Genomic DNA, 18237 nt, shown 5'->3' with positions numbered 1-18237 from the left:
CCACCGCATTTGCAGCTCAGGACAGGTCGGACAGGTCGAGCACGAACCGGTAGCGAACATCGTTGCGGGACAAGCGTTCCAGGGCTTCGTTGACCTTCGAGGACGGGACCAGCTCGATGTCGGCGGTGACGCCGTGCTCGGCGCAGAACTCCAGCATCGCGGCGGTCTCGGCGCGCCCGCCGCTGCCCGCGGAGCTGAGCTTCTTGCGCCCGGCCAGCAGGGACATCGTCTCCACCGCGATCCCGCCGAGGTACCCGACCTGGCTGAGGGTGCCGTCCATCGCGACCAGCCGCAGGTACGGGCCGAGGTCGTGCTCGACGGCGATGGTGTCGATGAGCACGTCGAACCGGTCCCGGGCGGCCGCGAGCTGTCCCTCGTCGGTGGACACCAGCAGGTCGTGGGCGCCGAGCCGGCGGGCGTCTTCGGCCTTGTCGGGCGTCCGGCTGACGACGGTGGTCTCGGCGCCGAGCGCGACGGCGAACTTGACCGCGAGGTGCCCCAGCCCGCCGAGCCCGGCCACCGCGACCCGGGTGCCGGGACCGACGCCCAGTGCCCGCAACGGTTCCCAGACGGTGATTCCCGCGCACAGCAACGGGGCCGCGGCCGCCGGGTCGAGCCCGGACGGCAGCGGGTAGGCGAACCCCTCCCGGACGACGTACTCGCGGGAGTAGCCGCCCAGCGTGGTCGACCCGTCGTGCCGGTCGGTGCCGTCGTAGGTCAGGGTCGGGAACTCGTAACAGAAGTTTTCCTGACCCAGCAAGCACATCCGGCACACCCCGCACGAGTCCACGATGTTGCCGACGGCGACGGCGTCACCCGCGGCGAACCGCGTGACGCCAGGACCCACCTCGGTCACGACGCCGGTGAACTCGTGCCCGGGCACCAGCGGGCGGCCGTCGCGGCCGTGCAGGGCGTGGAGGTCGGTGTGGCAGACCCCGCAGTAGTCCACGCGCACGGCGACGTCGTCCGCCCGCAGGTCCCGGCGCTCGAGCGGCACCCGCCGCAACGTGTCCCCGGCGTCGGCCCGCCAGCCCACGGTCGTCCTCATGGCCCACTCCTCCGGCAAACAGACTGTTCGGTCTATTCGAGCGTAGCAGCAAACAGACCGGTCTGTTGTTATCGTGACCGCCATGGCCGACAAACCCCTGACCTCACGCGGCGCCGCGACCCGGCAGCGCATCGTCGACGTGGCGACCCAGGAGTTCGCCGAGCACGGGCTGGCCGGGGCGCGCGTCGAGCGGATCGTGGCCGACGCCCAGACCAACAAAGCCCAGCTGTACGGCTACTTCGGCAGCAAGGAAGGACTGTTCGACACGATCTTCCACGCCTCGCTGGAGCGGATCGTCAACGTCGTCCCGATCGACGCCGGCGACCTCGCGGGCTGGGCCGTCCGCCTGTACGACGAGTACCTCCGCCGTCCCGACCTGATCCGGCTGGCCACCTGGGTGCGCCTGGAGCGGCGCCCGTCCGGGCACCTCGTCGAGAACACCGACCGCCTCGACGGGGCCAAGCTGAGCGCCATCGCCGACGCGCAGGCCGCGGGGACCGTCCGGGCCGGGGACCCGTTCGACCTGATGGCCATGGTGATCGCGATGTCCATGGCGTGGTCGCCGGTCAGCAACGTCTACGCCGCCACCGACCGCGAGCCGCCCGAGCTGCACGAAACGCGCCGGGCCCTGCTCCGCGAGTGCGTCCAGCGAGTGGTCGCGCCGTAGCGATCACCGGGCCTCGACTTCCGCGGCCTCGCGATGGTGGACGGCAGCGTCGCGGCCGAGCGCCTCGGCCAGCGCGGCCAGGTAACCGGCGACCGGGCCGAGGGTGACCAGACCGCTGCCCGCTCCCGCGAGTTCACCGGCCGCGGGCAACAGGTCGTCGTACAGCCGGGCCATGGTCGCCCGATCCCCCGCCGCGATGGCGACCACGGCGTGCAGGCAGGTGCGGGCCTCGAAAAGCAGGTCACGCGGAGAGTCCGGGATCTCGCCGGATGGACGGCACCACGGGGCGTACGCGCCGAAGTCATCGTCCACTTCGGACTCATCACCGTGGAGGCGGCGGAGGCAGAGCAGCGCCAGTGCGAGGATTCCGTTGTCCACACCGGACATTCCGGTGCCGGACAGGCGCGCCGCGGCGGAGCGGTACGCGGCTTCCGCTTCGGCGCGCGGGCCCTTGACGGCGGTGCGCAACGCGCGGTACCACTGCGTGAACACGCCGATCAGCGGGATGTCGTACGCCTCGCCGAGCCGGTCGGCCGCGGCGGCGTGGACGTCGGCCGCGGCGAAGTCGGCGAGGGCCGAGCGGGCCTGCACCAGGATCAGGTGCCCCAGCACCTCGAACGTGACCAGCCCGTGCCGTGCGGCCAGCTCCACCAGCTCGGCGCCGAGGGCGGCGCGCTCCGGGGCCAGCCCAGCACGGTCGAACGCCTGCATCCACCGCGCGTTGAGGGCGAACGCGAGCAGCGCCGGATCACCCAGCTCACGTGCGAGCGCCTCGGCTTCACGAGCGGCGGCGCGAGCGCGTTCACCACCGGCGTTGCGCAGTTCCAACGCGAGGGTGGCCAGCAAACGGCACCGCGTGGCCGGGTCCGCGCCCGGCAGGACCCGCTCGACGGCGTCCGCGACGCGGCGGGCCAGCTCCGGATCGTCGTTCTCGGTCCAGACCCCGGGGACGTCGAACGCCGTGAGCACGCGGACGGTCAGCTCACGGTCGTCGCCCGCCAGCGTCAGCGCCTCGGCGCGATGACGGCGGGCTTCCCCGAGGGCGCCGGCGAAAGCGAGTGACCGCGCGAGTCCCATGTGGAGCCCGACGTCGTCACCCTCGATGTCGAGCGCGGCCTGCCACAGACGCGCGGCCTCGTGCGGCGCGAAGCGGCTCTCGGCCCATTCGGCAGCAGCTCGCGCGTACGAAACGCCACGACGTGAACCGGCCAGAAGGAAGTGATGCGCCAGCGCTTCGACGTCGTCCGGCCGCAGCCGCTCGACGGTCTCCGCGACGTCGAGATGCAGGAGCGCGCGACGGGACCGGGAGAGATCTTCGTAGACGGCGTCGCGGACCAGAGCGTGCGCGAACCGGAACACGTGCGGCCCGCGTTCGGCCAGAAATCCCCGTGCGACAGCGGTTTCCACGGCCTCGAGCGTGTTGTAGTCGTCGCCGAGCAGGTCGAGGTCCACGTCCGTGCCGATCACGGCGGCGCGGCGCAGCACGGCCCGGACCTCTTCCGGCAGCCCCGCGACGCGGTAGCGCACCACATCACGCACGCCCTCGGGCAGGCCGCCCTCGGCGTCGAGGACCCGGCCCAGCTCACGGACGAAAAACGGGTTCCCGCCGGTCCGCCGGTGGATCACCGCGGCGGCCTCCGGCCCGACCAGCTGTGCCACCGCCTCGACCGCCAGCCCGCCGAGGTACACCCGGACGGGCTCGGCGCGCGCGACCCGGCCGAGCAATTCCGTCAGCTCCGGGGAAACGTCGGTGGTCCGGTAGGTCGCGACCACGAGCACCGGCCGGGCCACCGCGTCAGCGACCACGGCGGCGAGCAGGGCGAGCGTCTCCTCCCCGGCCCAGTGCAGGTCGTCGAGGACCAGCAGCAGCCGCCCCGGCCCGTCCGCGAGCCGCCGGGCGACGGCGCGGTGCCAGTGGAACCGCGCGACCGCCGGATCGTCCGCGGGCTCCGGCTCGGGCACGGATCCGCCCAGTGCGGTCAAAATCCGCGTCCACGGCCAGGCGGCGGGCACCCCCGAACGGTCCGGGCTGGCCCCCCAGGCCGTGGTCCAGCCCCGCGCGGCGAGGTCTTCGGTGAACGCCTCGGCCAGCGCGGTCTTGCCCGCTCCCGCGTCGCCGGAGATCAGGACCAGCCCGAGCTGGTGCTGGGCCTCGACGGCCGCGGCCGCCTCCGCGAGACGTGACAGTTCCTCGGTGCGACCGACTAAAGCTCGTGAGTGTTTAGGACGGTTAGAACCGGCCGGAACACTCACGCGGCTGAGATGCGGTGCCTGGTCCAGGATGTCCTTCTCCAGCGCCCGCAGCTCCGGCCCCGGGTCCACGCCCAGGTCCGAGGCCAGCGCCGCCCGCGCCCGTCGCAACGCGCCGAGGGCGTCACCCTGACGGCCGGCTCGGTAAAGGGCCAGCGCGAGCAGCCGCCAGGCTTCCTCGCGCCACGGGTGAGCGTCCACATGGGACTCCAGGTCCGCCGCGGTCTCGGCGGCGCGGCCTTCGGCGAGCCAGCCCGACGCCCGCCGTTCCACGGCCACCAGGCGCAATTCCTCCAGCCGCGCGGCCTCGGGACGCGCCCACGGCTGGTCGGCGAATTCCGCGTACGCCGGGCCTCGCCACCAGCGCAAGGCCTCCTCGATGCCCTCGCCGGACCGGACGACGGCCTCGAACCGCCAGGCGTCAACGGCGTCCGGGGGCAGGCGCAGCGCGTAGCCAGGAGCCTCCGTCACGAGCAGGCGCGCGGGCGTGCGCGGCGCGCGATCCGGCTCCAGCACCCGGCGCAGCGTGGCGACGAACGTCTGGAGCGCGCCCACCGCGCCGGGCCGAGGCTCCGGCCACAACGCGTCGACCAACGCGTCCACCGGAACCACGCGGCCGCGCGCGACCAGCAGCCGGGCCAGCACGGCACGGTGCCGGGGCCCGGGCAGCGCCAGCGGTCCCCGCCCGTTCCCGGCCACCAGCGGGCCGAGCACCCCGAACGACACGTCCATCGGCTTCGCACTGTAACCAGTAAGTCGACGCTGATCGAATGCTGATTGGCCGGACGCAGACTGGGGCCATGAACTTCGATCTCCAACGGGTGCCGGTCGCCGAAGATGTGTCACTGAACGTCGCCGTCGCGGGCAGCGGATCTCCCGTCGTACTGCTGCACGGCTTCCCGCAAACGCACCTGATGTGGCGCCACGTCGCGGCCGACCTCGCCGCCGACCACACCGTCCTGTGCCCCGACCTCCGCGGTTACGGCGACAGCGACAAGCCCGCGGACACCGACGGGCAGGCCTACTCCAAGCGCACCATGGCCGCCGACATCGTCGCCCTCGCCCGCGCTTTCGGGCACGAGCGCTTCGCGCTGGCCGGGCACGACCGGGGCGCGCTCGTCGCGATCCGCGCCGGCCTCGACCATCCCGACGCGGTCAGCCACCTGGCCATCCTCGACGTGCTGCCGACCCTGGACATGTGGAACGTCCTGCACGGCGCCGGCGCCGCCGTCGCGTTCCACCTCTACCTGATGGCGCAGCCGCCGGGCCTGCCCGAGCAGCTGATCGGCGCCGCGCCCGACGCGTTTTTCGGGTACTTCCTCGACCTCTGGGCCAACGATCCGGCGGCGATCCCGGCCGACATTCGCGCCGCGTACCTCGAAGCCTCGCGCAACGCCGTCCCCTCGATCGTGGCCGACTACCGGGCTTCGGCGACCATCGACGTCGCGCACGACACCGCCGACCGCGACGCCGGCAATCACCTGCGCATGCCCGTCACGGTGCTGCAGCAGGACTGGGGCGCGGCGCTGGGCTACGACGCCACCGCGCTGTGGCGGCCGTGGGCGCCCGACCTCGCCCACCGGACGGTGACCTGCGGGCACTTCATGGCCGAGGAGGCGCCGGCCGAGGTGGTCAAGGCGGTGCGGGAACTGCTGGACCGCTGACCGTCCTATCCGGCCGGCTGGAGCCGGCGGGCCCGGGCCATCGTCTCGTCGAGCGCGTCCCGGGTTTCGAGGAGTTCGGTGATGTGGGCGGACAGCTTCTCGCGCTCCTGGGCCATCCGCTCGAGCGCGGCCTGGGAGTTGTCGAAGCTCGGCGAGTCCACACAGGGCAGTAGTTCCAGGATGGTGCGGCTGGAAAGCCCGGCGGCGTAGAGGCGTTGGACGAACAGGACCCGCTCGACGGCTTCCTCACGGAAGTGGCGTTGCCCGCGTGGGCTGCGCTCGCTCACGAGCAGCCCTTGTTCCTCGTAATAACGAAGGGACCTGATGCTGACGCCGCTGCGTCGCGCGAGTTCCCCGATGCGCATGTCCGCCACTTTCCTCGCCGGGCCGCGTGACCTGCGCCATACGGACTTGTCTCTCACATGGATGTGAGGTTTTAGCGTAACTCGTGAGCCCCTCGATCGGAAAGGTCCCTCACGATGTCCACCCGCACCACCTGGCAACGCGCGCTGTGCGTCCTCGCCGCGACGGCCGCCCTCGCGATTCCCGCCACCGCCGCCGAAGCCCATGAAAACGGCGACCGCACGATCACCGTCAACGGCAGCCAGGTCTTCCCCGAAAGCGTCGCCGCCGACCACCGTTACGTCTACACCGCGAGCATGGCGGACGGCACCGTCTACAGAGGACGTGTCGGGGCGAAGACCCTCGACCCGTTCCTGCCGGCCGGGCAGAACGGCCGCACCCAGGTCACCGGGGTCAAGATCGACGCTGACCGCCTGCTGCTCGCGGGCGGCTTCACCGGGCACTTTTTCGTCTACACCAGCGCCAGGCAGCTCGTCTCCGACTACACCGTCGCCGGCACGGGCGAGAAGACCCTGGTCAACGACGCGGCCGTCGCCGCCAACGGGGACGTCTACGTCACCGATTCCTTCCGCGCCGTGGTCTACCGGATTCCGGCCGCCGAGGTGCACGCCCCCGCGACCGGCGCCCGCCGGCCCCTGCCGGTGGCCTATCACCTGCCCGACTACGTGGCCGGCACGTCCAATGGCAACGGCATCGTCGCCACCCCCGACGGCCGGTCGCTGATCGTGGGCTACTGGAACAGCGGCGCGCTCTACCGGCTCACCCTCGCCACCGGCGAGATCCGCAAGCTCGACGCCCCGGCCCTGACCAGCGCCGACGGCATGGTGCTGCGCGGCAACACCCTGTACCTGGCCCGCTCGGTGGACACCGAGATCGCGACCGTGCGCCTCTCCGCCGATTTCACCCGGGCCACCGTGCTGTCCGAACGCACCTATCCCGGGGCCGACACCCCCACCGGCGTCGCCGTGAGCGGGGACCGGCTGCTGGTGACCAACTCCCAGTTCGACACCTTCCTGTACGGAGCGCCGCTGACCAGCCCCGTGTTCACGCTGGAAAGCCTGCCGCTGCACTGAGAGACTTCCACGAGGGGACGAAAGTGCGCTGCCCCTTCCGCTGGTCCGGCATCTCGGCGACGACGGGTCGCCGGCTGAGGCGGTGCCGGGCGGTTCGGACGAGGTGTCAGAATTGTCAGATTCAGCGGATCTGACACCCGGGAGCGGCCATGGGAGACGACGGCCCGACGTCCGGACCGCCCGGCAAGGCCGAGGCACTCGCCACGGAGCTGGCGGCGCTGCGGGCGAGCGCCGGGGACCCGTCGTTCCGCAAGATGGCCGAGCGTTCCGGCTGCATCTCCCACACCACCCTGCACGAGGCCGTCAAGGGCATCCGCTTCCCGTCCTGGGAGACGACGCGCGAGTTCGTGAAGGCGTGCGGCGCGGACGAGGTGCCGTGGCGTCAACGGTGGGAGGAGCTGAAGGGCCTCACTCCGGCCGCCCCGATCGTCGAGGCGCCACAGCCGGACGTCACGGAAGCCGAGGACGTCCGGCTCGCGCCACCCGGAAAGCGGCGACGGCCGAAGCGAAGGACCGCCCTGATCGTCGCCGGCGCCGTGGTCGTGGTGCTCGCCGCGGTCGCCACGCTGGTGGTGACCGGCCGGCTCGGCAGCGTGGCCCCGGCCGTCGACGTCGGCGCGCGCATCAAGGGTGACAACACGAAGTTCGTCGGCGACGTGACGGTGCCCGACGGCACCGCCGTGCGCGCCGGCGCGACCGTGCTGAAGGTGTGGGAGATCCAGAACACCGGCTCGATCCCCTGGCACGAGCGTTACCTGCAGCGGATGGACCTGCCGCCGGCGCCCGGCGCCTGCCGCACGCCGGACCGGGTGCTGATCGGCGACACCCCGCCCGGCGACCACGTGATGATCAGCGTGCCGCTGACCGCCGCCGGCCAACCGGGCCGCTGCTGGATCGGCTGGAAGATGGTCGACGCGTCGGGCCGGGAGTTCTTCACCACGCGCCGTCCGGTGTACGTGCTGGTCACGGTCGTTCCCTGACGCTGTCAGATTCTGTCAGACCGGTACCGAACACCCGCTCGCCCGCACCAGGATGGGCAGTGGCTTGGCGCGCAGAAGACGACCGTCCCCCGTCTTCCGCCGTTCTCTGGGGGTCGGTCCGTGGTGGCGGCTCCCCGCGAGGCGCCACCACGGACCGCCGGCTTCAAGCCGAGCGACGGAACGTGCTCCGGTACGCGCTGGGCGACACCCCGAGCGCGCTCTGCAGGTGCTGCCGCAGCGAGGCCGCGGTGCCGAAGCCGCAGTCGGTCGCGATGCGGTCGATCGACAGCTCCGTCTCCTCCAGCAGCTGACGCGCCCGTTCCACGCGTTGCTGGGTGAGCCACTGCACTGCCGAAATCCCGACTTCGTCGCGGAAGCGGCGGGTGAACGTCCGGGTGCTCATCGACTCGCGCGCCGCCAGCTCCCGCAGGGTCAGCGGCCGGTGCAGGTGCTCCAGCGCCCACGCCCGTGCGGCGCCGGTCGAGGAGGACTGCGGCTCCGGCACCGGGCGCCGGATGAACTGCGCCTGCCCGCCTTCGCGGTGCGGTGACACGACGGTGCCGCGCGCCACCTCGTTCGCCACCGCCGCGCCGAAGTCACGCCGGATCAGGTGCAGGCAGAGGTCGATGCCGGAGGCGACGCCGGCCGAGGTGAAGACGTCGCCGTCCTCGGTGTAGAGCACGTCCGGGTTCAGCCGCACGCGCGGGTACTCCAGCTGGAACTCGCACGCGGACTTCCAGTGCGTGGTCGCGCTGCGGCCGTCGAGCAGGCCCATCGCGGCGAGCACGAACGCGCCGGTGCAGATCGACGCGATCCGCGTGCCCGGCCGGATCAGGTCCATCGCCGCGCGCACCGGCGGCGTGATCCGGCGGGCGTTCGGCTCGTACTCCATCGAGGACGCCGGGATGATCACCGTGTCGGCCTCGGCCACCGCCTCCGGCCCGATCGGGACCGGGATCCGCACGTCGGAGTCGGTGCGCAGCTCGCCGGGCTCGGGGGTGCAGGTGACCACCTCGTACAGCGGCTCGCCCCCGGCCGAGCACGCCTGGCGGAAGAGCCGGTGGACGATGCCCAGCTCCATCACGAGCAGACCGGGCCGGACCAGCACGGCGACATGGTGCCGGTCAGGATGGCGGAAGACGGACATGGCCCGATTCTTGCACAGGATGGCCATCGGGCCACTGGTTCGCCTCCGGCCGCGGAGAGAACCTGGCGGCATGAACGTGTTGTGGGTCTTCGCCCATCCCGAACCCCGCTCGCTCGGCGGCGCGCTGCGCGACGAGGGCCTGGCCACCCTGCGCTCGCTCGGCCACGACGTGCGCGAGTCCGACCTGTACGCGATGGGCTGGAACCCGGTGGTCGAGCAGGTCGGCACCACCCCGGCCGACGTCCGCGCGGAGCAGGACAAGCTGGCCTGGGCCGACACGGTGATCGTCCAGTTTCCGCTCTGGTGGTACGGCACGCCCGCGATCCTGAAGGGCTGGTTCGACCGCGTCTTCGTGAAGGGTTACGCCTACGACGTACGCGGCGAAGACGGCCGCACGTTGCGCTACGGCGAAGGCGTGCTGGCCGGGAAGCGCGCGCTCGTCGTCGTCACGGCCGGCGGTCGCGAGCCGAGCCTCGGGCCGCGTGGCGTGAACGGCCCGCTCGACGAGCTGCTGTTCGGGCTTCAGCACGGCACCCTCTTCTACGCCGGGATGTCCGTGCTGCCACCAGTGGCGGTTTACGGCGCCGACCGCCTTTCCCGGGACGGCTTCACCGAGGCCGCCGAGCTGCTGCGCAAGCGTTTGCGGACCCTGTCGACCACGGCCCCGCTGCCGTTCCGGACGCAGAACGGCGGTGACTACGACCGCGACCTCGTCCTGCGCCCGGAACTGGCCCCCGGTCGCGCCGGGATGGCCGTGCACCAATGCCTCACACCGTGAGGCGCTCCCCGAGGCCACCGTCGACGGCCGGCTCGGAACCGGTGGTGAACGTCGCCCCGAAGGCGAGGAACAGCACCGCGGCGGCGACCTCGCCGACCGTGCCGTGGCGCTTCAACGGTGTCACCCTGCTCCTTGAACGCCTGCACCACTTGGGCCGGCAGCCCGGTGACGCCCATCGACGGGGTGTCGAGGAACTCGGGGCTGACCACGTTCACGCGCACGCCGCTTGGCGCCAGGTGCTGCGCGGGCCGTCACGTCCGGCAGCGGCTGGAGCGACGCGAAGCCGACGTTGACGAACACCAGGTCCACCTCGCCGAGCGTCTGCCGCCCAGTTTCGCCGAGCTTCGCCACCTCAGCGACGCCGGCCGCGTCCGAGCCGACGACGTGCGCCTTCCCGGACAACTCGGCCCTGGCGTTGGCCAGGTTCTGCCCGTCGCGGCCGGTCAGCAGCACCTCGGCACCACCGTCCAGCAGGGCGCGCACGACGGCGAGCCCCATGCCGTGGGTGCCGTCCGTGACGACGGCCTTCTTCCCCAGGAACCTCATGACTGCTTGATCACCTCGAAACGCTGGAAATACCTTGTGTGCCATGGCCTTGCGCCACAGCCCGGTCGAACAGGTCGCGGATCGGCCGCGGCACCGCGGTGCCGATGCCCTGCGCCCGGCTGGCCTCGAAGAGGAGCGCGAGGCCGTCGGCCTTGAGGTCCAAAGAGGACACCTCAGTTTCGTACGCGCCGGTGGCCGTCTCCTCGCCCATGCGCGGCAGGAAGCCCTTCACCGCGTCGAGCCAGCCGAGTGCCAGCGGCGTGAACCGCTCGGCCGTGACGCCCTCGGTCCCGACAAGCGCGAGCGCGAGCAGGTAACCGCTCATCGTCGACCACATGATGCCCAGCAACGCGAGGTCGTACAGCCCGGTCGAACAGCTCGCGTCGCCGAGATACGTAACGGCCCCAAGGGGTTTCCAGTACCGACCAGTGCTCGACGAGCACCGCTTCCGCGTCGCCGTAGAGGATGTTCGCCGACGGTCCTCGGCGAGCTGAAGCGCGAGAAGATGCTTATCCAGTCACTGCGCGAACTCGAGCACGACGAGATCGTGCACCGCGAGGCCCACGCGGAAATCCCGCCGCGCGTCGAGCATTCGCTGACCGAGCGCTGCCAGGCCTGGCCAGAAACGTTGGAACCGTCATGAACACTCACGAGGCGTGGTGCGGCACTAGCCGGCGAAGAACGTGCCCGCAGCCTTCATCGCGACCTCGTCGCGGAGCACGTCGCCGGGACGGCTTCCGTTGCCCAGCAGCACACCGCCCCAGCGCATCCCCAGGTAGTCCGCGGTCTTCTCCAGGGTGCCCACCAGCGGGTCGGCCTGCTCCGGCCCCTCGCTCAGCACGCTGACGCCCCACAACGCCTTGCCCTTCATCCGGGCCTTGAACTCCGCCTCCGGCCGCCGCATCCAGCCGGACCAGTAGTCGAGGTACAGCTTCACGCTCGCCGCCACCGAGTACCAGTAGACGGGCGAGGCGATCACCAGGTCCGTGGCCGCGAAAGTGTTGTCCATCAACAGCTTCTCGTTGCCTTCGGGCACCGGGTGGTCGCCGGCGCCGTGGCGGCGGTCCTCGAACGCGGGCAGCGGCGCCTCCGGCAGCCGGATCCAGGTCTGCGCGGTCCCACGCGGAATTTCCCCCGCGGCCCGCCGCGCGAGCATCTCGGTGTTGCCCCCGGCTCGCGCCGCCGCCACCAGGAACAGAAAGCTTCGGTCCGTCATGTGGTCCCTCCTCGATGAAGTACATGCATGTGCATGCAGATGCTGTCACTGCATATACTCTCGAGTCAAGCGAGGAGGACACGTGAGCACCGACGAAGAAGCCTGGGGACGGATGCTCGCCCTGCACGCGCGCGTCGAGCAGGAGCTGGCGAAGGCGTTGCACCGCAGGCACGGGCTCGGCCTCTCGGAGTACCGCGCACTCGGCAAGCTGGCCGAGGCCCGCAAGGGCGAGCTGCGCATGCAGGAGCTGGCCGAGGCGATCGGGCTGAACCAGAGTTCCGTGAGCCGCATGGTCGCGCGCCTGAAGGAAGGCGGGCTGACCGTCCGCGACATCTGCGAGGGCGACCGGCGCGGCGTCTACTCGGTGATCACCGACGCCGGCCGCGCGCGCCACGCCGAGACCCAGTCGACGTACCGCGAAATCCTCGCCGCGGCGCTCGACCAAGCCGCCGCGGACCCCGCGATGGCCGAGGCCGTCGCCGCCATCCGACCGGCTTGACACGTATATGCCTTGATGGTTATATGCGAGCACTGGCTACCCGCGGAGGATGTCGTGCCCGCACGCGCACAGCTCAAGACCGTCGGCGACCGGCCGGCGCTCCGCCTGGAGCGCCGGCTGAAGCACAGCCCCGAGCGGGTCTGGCCGATGGTCAGCGACCCGGCCGGGCTGAAGCACTGGTTCCCCGCGGCGGTCAGCGGCGAACCCGAGGCGGGCGCCACCCTCCAGTTCACCTTCGAGGGCGCGACGGAGTCCAGCGAGGGCCGGGTGCTCGCCTTCGACCCGCCGCGGGTGTTCGAATTCGCCTGGAATTCCGACGTCCTGCGCATCGAGCTCGAGCCCGACGGCGACGGCTGCCTGCTGGTGTTCATCCACACGTTCAACCGCGGCGAGTCCGCGATCGCCCAGCTCGCCGCCGGCCGCACCGCCGCCGGCTGGGACGCCTGCCTCGACTCCCTCGCCGCCCGTCTCGACGGCCGCGAGCCGGCCACGCCGGACGGCTGGTACGAGCGGATGTCCTCGTACACCGAGGAATTCGGCGTCGACGAAGGCGAAATCCTCGACGGCGGCACGCTGATCCGCTTCCGCCGCGACCTGGTCTGGAAGCCGCTCGCCGACGTCTGGCCGCTGCTGCCGGGCCCGGGCGAAGGCGAGATCACCGAGTCCGCGGAGCCGGACGTGCTCGAATACACCTGGCTGCACAACGGAAATCCGGCCGGACGCGTGCGCTGGGAGCTGGTGCTCGACCCGCTCGACGGCGCCCGCGCGCAGTTCACCCAGACCGTGCCGGAAGAGCTTTCCGCACTGCTGCCCGAACTGATGGCCGCCCGGCACGAGCAGCTGGCCGCACTGTTCGCCCGCACCTTCGGCATCGAGCCGGAGCCGTGGCCCGCCGACCGGGTGGAAGCGGTCGCGAAGCGCTATTCCTTGCCAGCCGGGGAATAGCCCCTCAGCCGAGCGCGCGGTTGTACACCGCGAACCGGCGCGCGGGGTCGCCCGGCAGGGGTTTGCCGCCCAGCACCAGCCGAGGAGCCGGGTCCTGCGGGACCAGCCCGCTATCGCGGCACCACTCGCCGAGCCCCGGGTGCCGGAGGTCGACGTCGACGCGGACCTCGCCGCCCGCGGCGTGGGCGATCCCGCGGACCAAAGCGCGGGCCTGCTCCTCGTCGGCCGCGATGACCGGGCCGATCACGATGCGGCCCTCGGACTCCGTGCCCAGCGCGTACCCGGCTTCGGTGACGTGGACGTGTTCGGCGTCGAACAGCAGCCGTTCGAGCAGCGCGCGGCGGTCGAAACCCATGCCCTCGGCGTCCAGCTCGTACACGCGAGCCAGGTCGGGCGGCGCGATCGGCCTCGACGCCGGACCACCGTCGTCGGCGAGGAATCCGACGTGGCCCTGGCAGCCGCCGTCGACGATGAAGCCCATGGATTCGTACAGCGGCCGGCCGGCCTCCGTGGAGTGCAGGGCCACGACCGCTTCGCCGGACTCGGCCAGCGCGTCGGCCATCAGCCGCCGGCCGAGGCCCTGGCGTTCGAAGCGGGACGCGACCAGCATCATCGAGATCGACGCGAGCGGACCGGTCTTGGTGAGGACCACCGTGGCGGCCAGGCCTCCGTCCGGGGCGTCGACGCCGAACCCGCGGCCGGCGTCGAGCACCACGGACCACTTGCGCGAATCGCGCGGCCAGCCGCGGGCGGCGGCCAGGTCGAGGCAGGCGGACAGGTCGGCGGGCCCGATCGGGCGAACGGCGAACGGCACGCCGCCAGCTTAGGCCGGGACGAGGCCTACGCCACACGCGTGGCGACCCGGCAGTAGCTAGGCTGCGGATCCATGAGCAGTGCGACGCAGCCGCTCGGGACTCCGCCCGAGGAAGAACCGGACATCCACACCACGGCCGGCAAGCTCGCGGACCTCTATCGCCGGTACGACGAGGCGGTCCACGCGGGATCCGAGCGCGCGATCGAGAAGCAGCACGCCAAGGGCAAGAAAACGGCGCGCGAGCGGATCGACCTGCTGCTCGACGAGGGCTCGTTCGTCGAGCTGGACGAGCTGGCGCGGCACCGCTCGACCAACTTCGGGCTGGAGAAGAACCGCCCGTACGGCGACGGCGTGGTGACCGGCTACGGCACCGTCGACGGCCGTGGCGTGTGCGTGTTCTCCCAGGACGTCACCGTCTTCGGCGGCGCGCTCGGCGAGGTGTACGGCGAGAAGATCGTCAAGGTGATGGACCTGGCGATCAAGACCGGTCGGCCGATCATCGGCATCAACGAGGGCGGCGGCGCGCGCATCCAGGAAGGCGTCGTCTCGCTCGGCCTCTACGGCGAGATCTTCCGCCGCAACACCCTCGCCTCCGGCGTGATCCCGCAGATCTCGCTGATCATGGGCGCGAACGCGGGCGGGCACGTCTACTCCCCCGCGCTGACCGACTTCGTCGTGATGGTCGACGAGACCTCGCAGATGTTCATCACCGGCCCGGACGTGGTCAAGACGGTGACCGGCGAGGACGTCACCTTCGAGGAGCTGGGCGGCGGGCGCACGCACAACACCAAGTCCGGCGTCGCGCACTACCTCGGCTCCGACGACGAGGACGCGATCGCGTACGTCAAGGAGCTGCTCTCCTACCTGCCGCAGAACAACCTGTCCGAGGCGCCGGTCTTCGAGCCGGGCGACTCGCCGGCGGGGTTCTTCGACAACGTGACCGACGCCGACCGCGAGCTGGACACGATCATCCCGGACTCGCCGAACACCCCGTACGACATGCACGAGGTCGTCACGCGGGTGCTCGACGACGGCGAGTTCCTCGAGGTCCACGAGCTGTTCGCGCCCAACATCCTGGTCGGCTTCGGCCGGGTGGACGGCCGAAGCATCGGCGTGGTCGCGAACCAGCCCACGCAGTTCGCGGGCTGCCTCGACATCAACGCCTCGGAGAAGGCGGCGCGGTTCGTGCGGACCTGCGACGCGTTCAACATCCCGGTGCTCACCTTCGTCGACGTGCCCGGCTTCCTGCCCGGCACCGACCAGGAGTGGAACGGCATCATCCGCCGCGGCGCGAAGCTGATCTACGCGTACGCGGAGGCGACGGTCCCGCTGATCACCGTCATCACGCGCAAGGCGTACGGCGGCGCGTACGACGTGATGGGCTCGAAGCACCTCGGCGCCGACGTCAACCTGGCGTGGCCGACCGCGCAGGTCGCCGTGATGGGCGCGCAGGGGGCGGCGAACATCGTGCACCGCAAGACCCTGGCGAACGCCGCGGCCGAGGGGCGCGATGTCGACGCGTTGCGCGCCGAGCTGATCCAGGAGTACGAGGACACGCTGCTGAACCCGTACGCGGCGGCCGAACGCGGTTACGTCGACTCGGTCATCGTGCCCGCGCACACCCGCGGCCACGTGGCGAAGGCGCTCTCGCTGCTGCGGAACAAGCGCGAGTCGCTGCCGCCGAAGAAGCACGGCAACATCCCGCTGTGAGGAGCCACCGATGACCGACGCCCGCCCGCTGCTGCGCGTCGTCCGCGGCCACCCGGACGACGCGGAACTCGCGGCGCTGACGGCCGTTGTGGCCGCCGCGGCCGCCTCCTCCGCGGCCGCTCCCCCCGCCCCGGCCCGCCGGACCTCGTGGTGGGGCGACCGCGCCGCACAGCTGCGCGCCCCGCTTCACCCCGGCCAAGGGGCTTGGCGCGCTTCGGCTTTGCCGCAGTGACTCGTGAGTGTTCAGGACGGTTCTAACCGTCCTGAACAGTCACTCTGTCGACAAGGGCATCGGTGAACGAGCGCGGCACCGGATCCCCGGTCACCAGCACGCGGTAGTGGACGGGCCCGATCAGCCGCTCCACCGCGTCGTCCAGGTCGGTTCCGGCCGCCAGCTCGCCCCGCGCCACCGCGCGTTCGAAGGGCAGCCGGTCACGCGCCCGCTGGTCGAGCAGGTGCCCCGCGCGCAGCCGGGCGGCCAGCTCGGGGTCGTGCTGGGCCTGGCCGAGCAGGGCCCGCAACACCGCTCCCGCGTGCGCGGTGGTGAGGAACTCCGCGACGGCGGCCAGGTGTTCCCGCAGGTCACGGCGGAGGTCCCCGTGGTCCGGCGGCGTCAGCTCCTCCGCCAGGTCGTCGCCGAGCGCGTCCAGCAGGACGTCCACTTTGGACGGCCACCAGCGGTAGATGGTCTGCTTGGCGACCCCGGCCCGTACCGCGATCTTCTCCATGGTGAGACCCGCGAACCCGTGCTCCACCAGCAGGTCGTCGGCCGCGTTCAGCACGGCGCGCCGGGCCCGCTCGCTGCGCCCGTGCCGGTTGCCGTGATGCCGGCGCGCCTGGTCGTCCGCCACCGTGATCTCTCCCACGTCGGGGAAGTCTAGCGGGTTCTAGACAAGACGCAACGTTGCGTCTAGCGTTTCCCCTCGGGGAAAGACAAGCCGTCCTGGCGCCCAGCGCCGGCGAAGGGGGTAACTGTGTGTGTCGCCTGTGGCGTGCCCGGACACGTGCCTGAGGCCGTTGAGGCAGCAGCGGCGCCGGGGCCCGCGCCGCGCAAGTTCGCCGCGCTCTACAACAAGGACTGCCGTCCGTACCTGTTCGGCACCGCGCTGGCGATGATGGCCGACAACATCGAGCACGTCATCACCTATTGGGTGCTGTGGGAGAAGTTCCATTCGCCCGCGCTCGCCGGGTTCGAGGTGATCAGCCACTGGGTGCCGTTCCTGCTGTTCTCGGTGTACTTCGGCTCGCTGGCCGACCGGCACGACTGCCGCCGGATCATCCAGGCGGCGCAGGTGGTGTTCATGGCCGTCTCGGTGATGTGGGGCGTGCTCTTCCTGACCGACTCGCTCCAGGTGTGGGAAGCCTGCGTGCTGCTGGTGCTGCACGGCTGCGCGGGCGCGGTCTGGGGACCGGGCGAACAGCTGATGCTGCACGACTTCGTGGGCCCCGAGGAACTGCCGAGCGCGGTGCGGCTCAACGCCACCTTCCGCAGCCTCGGCATCCTGTTCGGCCCCGTGGTCGGCTCGGCACTGCTGCTCGGGCTGGGCCCGGTGGCCGGGATCTTCGCGAACGTCGCGTTCTACCTGCCGTTGACGATCTTCTTGTTCCGCACCAAGTTCACCGGCCACACCCGCGATGGCGGCATCAAGCCGCGCCGGCGCGTCGGGCTGCTCGACTCGATCCGGGTGCTGCGCGAAGTGCGGGCCGATCCGACCATGATCGGCATGATCGTGCTCGCGGGCCTCGGCGCGTTTTTCGTCGGCGCCTCGCTGCAGACCTCGATGCCGATCTTCGCCCAGGACCTCGGCGCGGGCAGCGCGGGCACGGCCTACGGCGTCCTGCTCTTCGCCAACGGCGCCGGCGGCGTGATCGGCGGAATCCTGCTCGAAGCGACCGGCAAGATCAAACCGAGCGTGCCCGCGGCCGTGGTGAGCACCGCGGTCTACGGCGTGTCGAGCCTGTTCTTCGCGATGACGGCGAGCTATCCGATCGCACTGGCCCTGCTGGTCATCGGCGGCGTGGCCAACCTGGCGTCGATGTCCATCGGCCAGACCGTCGTGCAGCTGCTCGCGAAACCCGCCGACCGCGGCCGGGTCATCGGCGTCTACAACGTCTCCGCGAACGGCCTGCGCGCAGGCAGCGGCTTCACCGTCGGCCTGCTCGGCGCGGCGGTGGGCGTGCACTGGTCACTGGGCCTGAGCGCCGCCGCCCTGACGCTCGGCACGGGCATCGCCGGCTGGTACTCCCTGCGCGGCCGCCGGTCCCGGCAGGTCGTGGAAGCCTCCAGCACTGCCGATTGACCCGCCTGATCCGCTGCCACGGGCTGCTGTCCCGGACCGGATTTCCGGGCCGGTTCGGGAAACCCCGCCATCGCCACGGCTTGATTTCCCGGGCCGGTCCGGCAACTCCACCGCCTCCACGAGCTGCACCGGGCCGACTTATGACCGGTTCAGAAGGACCTCGCCGTCACCACGGGCTGTTCCCGGACCGGTCCAGCAACTCCCCCACCTCCACGAACTGCCCCGGGCCGACTTCAG

At 71.5% G+C, this 18237-nt stretch carries 21 protein-coding genes; 11 read left to right on the top strand and 10 right to left on the bottom strand.

Going from position 1 to position 18237, the window contains the following annotated elements; translation table 11 throughout:
- Positions 1-16 precede the first annotated feature (16 nt).
- Positions 17-1048: an NAD(P)-dependent alcohol dehydrogenase gene (locus BMY97_RS43385; protein WP_091629210.1), complete on the bottom strand. Its 1032-nt coding sequence runs from the start codon at positions 1046-1048 to the stop codon at positions 17-19.
- A gap of 82 nt (positions 1049-1130) precedes the next feature.
- On the opposite strand from BMY97_RS43385, the gene BMY97_RS43380 reads away from it, so the two are divergent.
- The gene (locus BMY97_RS43380; protein WP_091629209.1) at positions 1131-1715 is read left to right on the top strand and encodes a TetR/AcrR family transcriptional regulator; all 585 of its coding nucleotides are present in this window, start codon (positions 1131-1133) and stop codon (positions 1713-1715) included.
- Between the two features lie 3 nt (positions 1716-1718).
- On the opposite strand, the gene BMY97_RS43375 is transcribed toward BMY97_RS43380, so the two are convergent.
- Complete coding sequence (locus tag BMY97_RS43375; protein WP_091629207.1) at positions 1719-4697, bottom strand: ATP-binding protein; 2979 nt, start codon at positions 4695-4697, stop codon at positions 1719-1721.
- Positions 4698-4765: 68 nt separating this feature from the next.
- Between BMY97_RS43375 and BMY97_RS43370 the strand changes: the two genes are divergently transcribed.
- The gene (locus tag BMY97_RS43370) at positions 4766-5629 is read left to right on the top strand and encodes an alpha/beta fold hydrolase (protein ID WP_177231834.1); all 864 of its coding nucleotides are present in this window, start codon (positions 4766-4768) and stop codon (positions 5627-5629) included.
- A 5-nt stretch (positions 5630-5634) separates the two neighbouring features.
- Here the strand turns inward: BMY97_RS43370 and BMY97_RS43365 are convergent, their stop codons facing one another.
- Positions 5635-5994, bottom strand: a complete 360-nt coding sequence (locus tag BMY97_RS43365; RefSeq protein ID WP_091629204.1) for a MerR family transcriptional regulator — start codon at positions 5992-5994, stop codon at positions 5635-5637.
- Positions 5995-6108: 114 nt separating this feature from the next.
- Between BMY97_RS43365 and BMY97_RS43360 the strand changes: the two genes are divergently transcribed.
- Together BMY97_RS43360 and BMY97_RS43355 are read left to right on the top strand one after the other, a co-directional pair.
- Positions 6109-7065 carry an SMP-30/gluconolactonase/LRE family protein gene (locus BMY97_RS43360; protein ID WP_091629202.1) on the top strand — a complete coding sequence of 319 codons (957 nt, stop codon included), beginning with the start codon at positions 6109-6111 and terminating at the stop codon, positions 7063-7065.
- 149 nt (positions 7066-7214) lie between these two features.
- Positions 7215-8045 carry an NBR1-Ig-like domain-containing protein gene (locus tag BMY97_RS43355; protein ID WP_091629200.1) on the top strand — a complete coding sequence of 277 codons (831 nt, stop codon included), beginning with the start codon at positions 7215-7217 and terminating at the stop codon, positions 8043-8045.
- Between the two features lie 163 nt (positions 8046-8208).
- Here the strand turns inward: BMY97_RS43355 and BMY97_RS43350 are convergent, their stop codons facing one another.
- Positions 8209-9192, bottom strand: coding sequence for a GlxA family transcriptional regulator (locus tag BMY97_RS43350; protein WP_091629248.1), 984 nt, complete (start codon positions 9190-9192; stop codon positions 8209-8211).
- A 70-nt stretch (positions 9193-9262) separates the two neighbouring features.
- On the opposite strand from BMY97_RS43350, the gene BMY97_RS43345 reads away from it, so the two are divergent.
- Positions 9263-9970 carry an NAD(P)H-dependent oxidoreductase gene (locus BMY97_RS43345; RefSeq protein ID WP_091629199.1) on the top strand — a complete coding sequence of 236 codons (708 nt, stop codon included), beginning with the start codon at positions 9263-9265 and terminating at the stop codon, positions 9968-9970.
- Here the strand turns inward: BMY97_RS43345 and BMY97_RS48970 are convergent.
- The 3 genes from BMY97_RS48970 to BMY97_RS43335 are packed head-to-tail and all read right to left on the bottom strand — an operon-like array spanning position 9960 to position 10865.
- Positions 9960-10094 carry an SDR family oxidoreductase gene (locus BMY97_RS48970; RefSeq protein ID WP_245787801.1) on the bottom strand — a complete coding sequence of 45 codons (135 nt, stop codon included), beginning with the start codon at positions 10092-10094 and terminating at the stop codon, positions 9960-9962. The two genes, BMY97_RS43345 and BMY97_RS48970, sit on opposite strands and share 11 nt — an antisense overlap.
- Complete coding sequence (locus BMY97_RS43340) at positions 10091-10516, bottom strand: SDR family NAD(P)-dependent oxidoreductase (protein WP_245787800.1); 426 nt, start codon at positions 10514-10516, stop codon at positions 10091-10093. The genes BMY97_RS48970 and BMY97_RS43340 overlap by 4 nt, the downstream gene beginning before the upstream one ends.
- A gap of 10 nt (positions 10517-10526) precedes the next feature.
- On the bottom strand, positions 10527-10865 hold the full coding sequence (locus BMY97_RS43335) for an imine reductase family protein (RefSeq protein WP_091629197.1): 339 nt from the start codon (positions 10863-10865) through the stop codon (positions 10527-10529).
- A 156-nt stretch (positions 10866-11021) separates the two neighbouring features.
- On the opposite strand from BMY97_RS43335, the gene BMY97_RS43330 reads away from it, so the two are divergent.
- The gene (locus BMY97_RS43330; RefSeq protein ID WP_091629195.1) at positions 11022-11159 is read left to right on the top strand and encodes a winged helix-turn-helix transcriptional regulator; all 138 of its coding nucleotides are present in this window, start codon (positions 11022-11024) and stop codon (positions 11157-11159) included.
- Positions 11160-11183: 24 nt separating this feature from the next.
- Here the strand turns inward: BMY97_RS43330 and BMY97_RS43325 are convergent, their stop codons facing one another.
- On the bottom strand, positions 11184-11732 hold the full coding sequence (locus BMY97_RS43325) for a flavodoxin family protein (RefSeq protein ID WP_091629193.1): 549 nt from the start codon (positions 11730-11732) through the stop codon (positions 11184-11186).
- 82 nt (positions 11733-11814) lie between these two features.
- Here BMY97_RS43325 and BMY97_RS43320 point away from each other — a divergent pair, with 82 nt between their 5' ends.
- Positions 11815-12231 (top strand): MarR family winged helix-turn-helix transcriptional regulator, encoded by a 417-nt coding sequence (locus BMY97_RS43320; protein WP_091629191.1) that lies wholly within the window; start codon positions 11815-11817, stop codon positions 12229-12231.
- Between the two features lie 54 nt (positions 12232-12285).
- Positions 12286-13176 carry an SRPBCC family protein gene (locus BMY97_RS43315; RefSeq protein ID WP_091629189.1) on the top strand — a complete coding sequence of 297 codons (891 nt, stop codon included), beginning with the start codon at positions 12286-12288 and terminating at the stop codon, positions 13174-13176.
- A 4-nt stretch (positions 13177-13180) separates the two neighbouring features.
- On the opposite strand, the gene BMY97_RS43310 is transcribed toward BMY97_RS43315, so the two are convergent.
- On the bottom strand, positions 13181-13990 hold the full coding sequence (locus BMY97_RS43310; protein ID WP_091629187.1) for a GNAT family N-acetyltransferase: 810 nt from the start codon (positions 13988-13990) through the stop codon (positions 13181-13183).
- A 72-nt stretch (positions 13991-14062) separates the two neighbouring features.
- Between BMY97_RS43310 and BMY97_RS43305 the strand changes: the two genes are divergently transcribed.
- Complete coding sequence (locus BMY97_RS43305; protein WP_091629186.1) at positions 14063-15700, top strand: acyl-CoA carboxylase subunit beta; 1638 nt, start codon at positions 14063-14065, stop codon at positions 15698-15700.
- A 10-nt stretch (positions 15701-15710) separates the two neighbouring features.
- Positions 15711-15932, top strand: a complete 222-nt coding sequence (locus BMY97_RS43300; protein WP_091629184.1) for an acyl-CoA carboxylase subunit epsilon — start codon at positions 15711-15713, stop codon at positions 15930-15932.
- Positions 15933-15954: 22 nt separating this feature from the next.
- Here BMY97_RS43300 and BMY97_RS43295 read toward each other — a convergent pair whose 3' ends face one another.
- Positions 15955-16566, bottom strand: coding sequence for a TetR/AcrR family transcriptional regulator (locus BMY97_RS43295; RefSeq protein WP_091629182.1), 612 nt, complete (start codon positions 16564-16566; stop codon positions 15955-15957).
- Positions 16567-16704: 138 nt separating this feature from the next.
- Here BMY97_RS43295 and BMY97_RS43290 point away from each other — a divergent pair, with 138 nt between their 5' ends.
- Positions 16705-18000 (top strand): MFS transporter, encoded by a 1296-nt coding sequence (locus BMY97_RS43290; protein ID WP_245787799.1) that lies wholly within the window; start codon positions 16705-16707, stop codon positions 17998-18000.
- Positions 18001-18237: the final 237 nt, after the last annotated feature.

The sequence above is a fragment of the Amycolatopsis saalfeldensis genome (genome assembly GCF_900110575.1).
GTDB lineage: Bacteria > Actinomycetota > Actinomycetes > Mycobacteriales > Pseudonocardiaceae > Amycolatopsis > Amycolatopsis saalfeldensis.
The sequence above is the reverse complement of the archived record's forward strand: the minus strand, read 5'-3'. Positions and strand labels throughout refer to the sequence as shown.

Bases quoted from the DNA above. Each gene is read 5' to 3' on its own strand.
- BMY97_RS43350 (WP_091629248.1), bottom strand. From the start codon at position 9,192: ATGTCCGTCTTCCGCCATCCTGACCGGCACCATGTCGCCGTGCTGGTC.
- BMY97_RS43300 (WP_091629184.1), top strand. From the start codon at position 15,711: ATGACCGACGCCCGCCCGCTGCTGCGCGTCGTCCGCGGCCACCCGGAC.
- BMY97_RS43360 (WP_091629202.1), top strand. From the start codon at position 6,109: ATGTCCACCCGCACCACCTGGCAACGCGCGCTGTGCGTCCTCGCCGCG.
- BMY97_RS43340 (WP_245787800.1), bottom strand. From the start codon at position 10,516: ATGAGGTTCCTGGGGAAGAAGGCCGTCGTCACGGACGGCACCCACGGC.
- BMY97_RS43370 (WP_177231834.1), top strand. From the start codon at position 4,766: ATGAACTTCGATCTCCAACGGGTGCCGGTCGCCGAAGATGTGTCACTG.
- BMY97_RS43345 (WP_091629199.1), top strand. From the start codon at position 9,263: ATGAACGTGTTGTGGGTCTTCGCCCATCCCGAACCCCGCTCGCTCGGC.
- BMY97_RS43355 (WP_091629200.1), top strand. From the start codon at position 7,215: ATGGGAGACGACGGCCCGACGTCCGGACCGCCCGGCAAGGCCGAGGCA.
- BMY97_RS43375 (WP_091629207.1), bottom strand. From the start codon at position 4,697: ATGGACGTGTCGTTCGGGGTGCTCGGCCCGCTGGTGGCCGGGAACGGG.
- BMY97_RS43365 (WP_091629204.1), bottom strand. From the start codon at position 5,994: ATGCGCATCGGGGAACTCGCGCGACGCAGCGGCGTCAGCATCAGGTCC.
- BMY97_RS43380 (WP_091629209.1), top strand. From the start codon at position 1,131: ATGGCCGACAAACCCCTGACCTCACGCGGCGCCGCGACCCGGCAGCGC.
- BMY97_RS43305 (WP_091629186.1), top strand. From the start codon at position 14,063: ATGAGCAGTGCGACGCAGCCGCTCGGGACTCCGCCCGAGGAAGAACCG.
- BMY97_RS43325 (WP_091629193.1), bottom strand. From the start codon at position 11,732: ATGACGGACCGAAGCTTTCTGTTCCTGGTGGCGGCGGCGCGAGCCGGG.
- BMY97_RS43330 (WP_091629195.1), top strand. From the start codon at position 11,022: ATGCTTATCCAGTCACTGCGCGAACTCGAGCACGACGAGATCGTGCAC.
- BMY97_RS43385 (WP_091629210.1), bottom strand. From the start codon at position 1,048: ATGAGGACGACCGTGGGCTGGCGGGCCGACGCCGGGGACACGTTGCGG.